Genomic DNA, 5,094 nt, shown 5'->3' with positions numbered 1-5,094 from the left:
GTAGTCCAGGATCACGGACCCTCCGGTGCCGCCGGGGAGCCAGGAGAAGGTGATCACCCCGTTCGCGGCGACCACGGCGGGCTGGAGGGACGGTGCCTGCGGCACGGTGAGCGTCGTCCCGGACGCCGTCGACGCGGGCCCGACCTCGCCCTTGGAGTTCACGGCCACGACCGAGACGGAGTGCTGACCGCCGGTCAGCGAGGAGAAGACCGTCGAGGTGCCCGTGACGGTCACCGCGGGTCCACCGTCGACGCTGACCCGGTACCCCGTCAGGGGAACGCCTCCCGTGTCGGCGGGGGCCTTCCACGACGCGCTGAGCTCACCGGTGGCCCACGCCGCGCCGGCGCTCGCCGAGTCCACGAGGACCAGGGCGGTGACCGCTCCGGGAGCCGACCAGATCTCGCCGGTCGTCGAGGACCAGGGGGAGGACCCGGCCTTGTTGAGCGCCCGGACGTCGACCGTGTACTCCCGGCCGCGCTCCGCGGGGAAGACGTAGCTCGTCGAGGACCCGGAGACGGACGCGCTCACTCCGTCGACCCGTACCTCGTAGGTGGTGACGGGGTCGCCGTTCGCGGCGGGGGCGCTCCAGCCGACGTCGATCTGGTAGACCCCGCTGCCGACCGCCGTCCGGCTCGCGAGCACCGAGCCCGGAGCATCCGGCGCTGCGGCGGGGACCTGGCCGGCGGACCACGGGCTCCAGTCGCCGGGGTCGGGGGCCGCGTTCTCCGCGCGGACGCGGACCCGGTACTCCGTGCCGTTGGCCAGCCCGGTGAAGGTGAACGAGGTGCTCGTCGTCGTGACGGCAGCGGCACCGGAGGCCGGGGCCGGGCTGATCTCGAGCTGGTACCCGGAGACCGGCGAGCCGGTCGACACGGGAGCCGTCCAGGTCGCCGTCACCGCACCGTTCCCCCAGGTCAGCCCGGGGGTGGCGGGGGCACCGGGGCGCGTGTCCGGCCGCGCGGGACCCGACGCCGGGCTCGGGTCGGAGTCGCCGACGGCGTTCCGGGCGACCACCGTGAAGGTGTACTCGACGTCGTTGGTCAGCCCCGTCACGGTGCAGGTGGTCGAGGCGCACTCGGTCACCCCGCCGCCAGGGGAGGCCGTGACGCGGTAGCCGGTGATCGGCGTGCCGTTCGCCGACGGCGCGTCCCAGGCGAGGACGACGGTCTTGTCGCGGACCTCGGAGATCCTCGGCGCCGTCGGGGTGGACGGCCGACCTCGGACGACGACCGTGACCTGGCCGGAGACCTCACGGTCCGGGTCGGCTGTCACGTCGCGCACCTGGTAGCGCACGATCATCGTCCCGATGAAGCCGGTCGCGGGGCGGATCGACAGCCGCCCGCCCGAGACCGTGACCGTCCCGGCCGTCGCCGGGTCGACGCTCGCCCCGACGACGGACAGCGCCGTGGCGGGATAGGGGTTGAAGGCGTCCTCGAGCACGTCGACCGTGCTCACGACGCCCTCGACGGCGTCGGGGATGGTCCGGTCGACCACCCGGGCGAGAGGACGGGAGCTGGCCACGACCCGGAAGTCGACCTGGCCGACGACCTTCGTCCGCCCCCCGTAGTCGATCGTGAGGCCGACGCCACCGGCCGTCCCCCGCGGAACCGTGGCAGCGGCGGAGACCGTGAGCACGGAGCCGTCCAGCTGGACGGAGAACCCGGTCGGCGCGTCGGTCGTCAGGGCGTAGGTGTAGCCCTGCTCCCCGCTCGGGGTGCTCACCAGCGCGGAGGTGAAGGCCCTGAGGTCCACCTTGACCGACTCGCCGGGACCCACGTCGAGGACCGACGGGGAGAAGGTCGGCGGGTGGTCCTCCGCCGCGACCACCGTGATCGGCAGGGTGAGCACGGCGGTCCGGGCCGTCGCGTCGCCCGGGTCGCCGTCGCTCACGGGAACGCTGATGGAGGCCGGGCCGGCGTAGTTGCGGTCGGCGGTGTACCGCAGCGTGCGCTGGTCGACGACCAGCTCCGACCCGTCCGACTTCGTCGCGGTGACCCGCGACACGTCAGCGATCCGCACCGAGCGACCGGGGGCGACCTGGATCTCCTCGTCGAGCGAGATCTCCAGCGGCACGCCCGCGAGCGCGACGAGGGCCTTGGCGCCCGGACGCAACGTCGGGGGGAAGTCACCGAGCGCGGGGACGGTGATGAAGGCGTAGGAGAAGGCCCCGTTGGCCTCCGGGCTCGTGTTGGTCAGCAGGTACGGGAAGGTGCGCGCCGTCGGTCCGAGGGTCACCACCACGGTCCCGCTCGACGTGACGGTCGCGAACTCCGCGGCAGAGGGGTCGACGGAGACGGTGAGGTCGGACATCGGTCCGCTCGGGTTCTCGGCGACCTCCAGCACGTCGACGTCGACCGACACGGCGTTGAGCGTCTGCGTGGCCGGGACGATGACGTCCCGTGCCACCGGGGGCCGGATGGTCGCCGCCGGGTCGACGGTGACCGTGAGGATCGCGCTGTCGCTCCCGCCGCGGGTGTTCGTCGCGGTGTAGCCGATCTGGATCACCCCTGGCGTCTCCGGGGCGTCGACCACGACGCGGCGACCGTCGACGGAGGCCGAGACGCCGTCCGCGACCTCGAGGACGTCGCTCAGCTCGAGGTCACCGCCGGACATGTCGACGTCGTTGGCCAGGACCCGGACGGAGACCGTGCGACCCGGTCGCACCACGACGTCGTCGTTGCGGGCGACGATCTGCGCGGAGGCGTTCGGCCGTGGGGAGATGCCGACCCGGATCGTCGCGACAGCGCGCTGACCGACCCAGTCCTCGACCGCGTAGGTGAAGGTGTCGGTGCCGAACTCGCCCGGCAGCGCCTCGTACTCGAACCAGTCGGCACCCTGCGTGATCCGCCCCTTGGTCGGCGCGCGGTCCTGACCGAGCAGGAGCACCCCGTCGCCGTCCGCGTCGATCCCCGTCAGCGGGACCGGGATCCGGATGACCTCGCCCTCGAACACCCGCGCGGTGAGGTCGACAGGTCGCGGCGGGGACTTGGACGTCGCGTCGGAGGCGTGCACGGAGACCGTCACCGACGCGGCCGTCGACTGACCGAAGGAGTCCGTCACCTCGAACGTCGCATGCACCGTCATGGGGGTGGACGGCGCCTGGTAGCGCAGCACGTCGCCCGAGACGAACATCAGGCCCTGGCCGGCGCCGAGCGGCTCGACGAGCTCCCGCTCGAGGGTCAGCGGGTCGCCGTCCGGGTCGTAGGCGTTCTCCAGGACCGCGATCGTCACGACCCCTCCCGTGCGGACCGTCGCGGTCACGTCCGGGACGACCGGCGGTTGCTGCCCGGCGGTGGCCTCGATCGGCTTGACGCGGAGCTCACCCGTCGCCGACAGCAACCCGTTGGAGATCGTGTACCGCACCGAGACGGACTCGGTCAGGACCCGGGTGGAGGTGATCCGCGCGAACCGGTGCGCCAGGATGGCGACCTCGACCCCGCTGCCCTCGGGGATGTCCACCGACTGCAGCACCAGGACCCCGCCGTTCGGGTCGACGTCGTTCGCCAGCGGGTCGACGGTCACCTCGCCGCCCGGCGGCAGCAGGGCGACGTCGAGGACCGCCGTCGGCGCCTGCGGCTCCTCCGGCTTCTCCACGACGTCGATCCGCGCGATCCCCGTCGCCTGCTTGGGCGAGGCCGTCACGACGAAGGTCACGTAGTAGGGCCCCGCACGTGCGGCGGTGAAGGTGAACGTGCCCCCGACGAGGTCGGTGGTGATCGTCGTCCCGGCGAGGTCGTCGACCCCGGCGAGGCGGATCGGCTCCTGAGAGGCCGATCGCACGCTCTCGAGCGGCTGCACCACCACCGGCTCGCCGACGTAGGTCACCGCGTGGACGGGGTCGATCAACGGGACGAGCGAGCCCACCGCGCGCACGTCGAGGACGAGGGTGCCCTCGATGGTCTCCCGACCGTCCGAGACGCTCAGCCGCACGGTCTGCCTGCCGAGGGTCGCCCCGTCCGACTGGAAGGTGAGCTCCCCGTCCTGACGGGTACGGACCGTCCCCCCAGCCTCGAGCGAGGCGCCCATGAGCACGAGCTGGTCCCCGTCGGGGTCGAGGAAGTCGGCGAGCACGTCGTAGGTCCCGTAGGCACCGAGCTCGACGTCGAGCTCGCCGACGTAGCGCTGGACCGGGGCGTTGTTCTCGCCGTCGGCCCGCACCGTGAGCGTGACGGTCGCCGTGGACGGAGCGCTGGAGCCTCGCCCGTCGGTGACGGTGTAGGTGAAGGAGGCCGTCCCCGAGGCGTCCGGCGTCGTGACGAGCTGGATCGCCCGGCCGCCGTAGATGGACACCGCCGTCCCGAAGGAGCTCGGCAAGGACTCGAGCTCGGTGATCGCGAGGATGCCGCAGTCGGAGGACACGTCGTTGTCGACGACGGACAGGATGGTCGTGCGGCCGCTGCGCACGCCGTAGTCGTCGTCGTTCGCCTTCGGCGGCCCGGACTGCGCCGTGCACTCGGACTGGAGCGTCTGGACGCTCGGCTGCTCGGCGAGCGCGTCGCCGCCCTGGCTCTCGTCCCTCGGGGTGACGTCGTCCCAGTTCGGCTCACGAGCCCCCGAGTCCTCGGTGGGCGACCAGACGCGCCCCTCGGACACGCTGTTGAGCACGAGGACGTCCCTGTTGACCCGGAAGACCAGCGTGTCGCCAGAGGTCACCGCGTCGAGGTCCTCGACGGTCGAGCCGGCGGGGCAGGACTGCAGGTAGTTGCTCGTCGGCGCCGCCCACGCCGCGTAGCCGCAGCCGTCGAGCCGGACCGGGGCAGCGGGCACGCCGGAGCCGCCGCTCCGCTCCTCGCTCACCGCGCCGCTGCCGAGGTCGACCGAGAGCAGGCCGGTGGTCGTCGCGACGAGGACCGCCGCATCGGCGGGCCCGACCTGCTGGAGCACGAGGTCGGCACCGTAGCCGGCCAGGTCGACGTCGACCGAGGGGGTGCGCACCGTCGTGCCGCTCATGGCGACGAGGGTGCCCCCGACGGCGGTGACCTGGTCGAGGACCCCCGTCCCGCTCAGGGAGCCCTCCTCCACCTGGACGAGCCCTGTCTCCTCGAGGAGGAAGGCCCCGGTCGTCCCGTCGGCCGCGGCGGTGAGCACGAGACC

The 5,094-nt window shown here is 73.0% G+C and carries 1 protein-coding gene; it reads right to left on the bottom strand.

Features of this window, described 5'->3' with window-relative positions:
* On the bottom strand, positions 1-5,094 hold a 5,094-nt coding region (locus tag ABWK99_RS13390), incomplete at both ends, for an Ig-like domain-containing protein (protein ID WP_372595201.1).

Origin of the sequence: Actinotalea sp. (genome assembly GCF_041597215.1) — a bacterium.
In the GTDB taxonomy this organism is placed as follows: Bacteria; Actinomycetota; Actinomycetes; order Actinomycetales; family Cellulomonadaceae; genus Actinotalea.
Note: the sequence above shows the minus strand (reverse complement) of the source record. Positions and strands in the feature narration are given on the sequence as shown.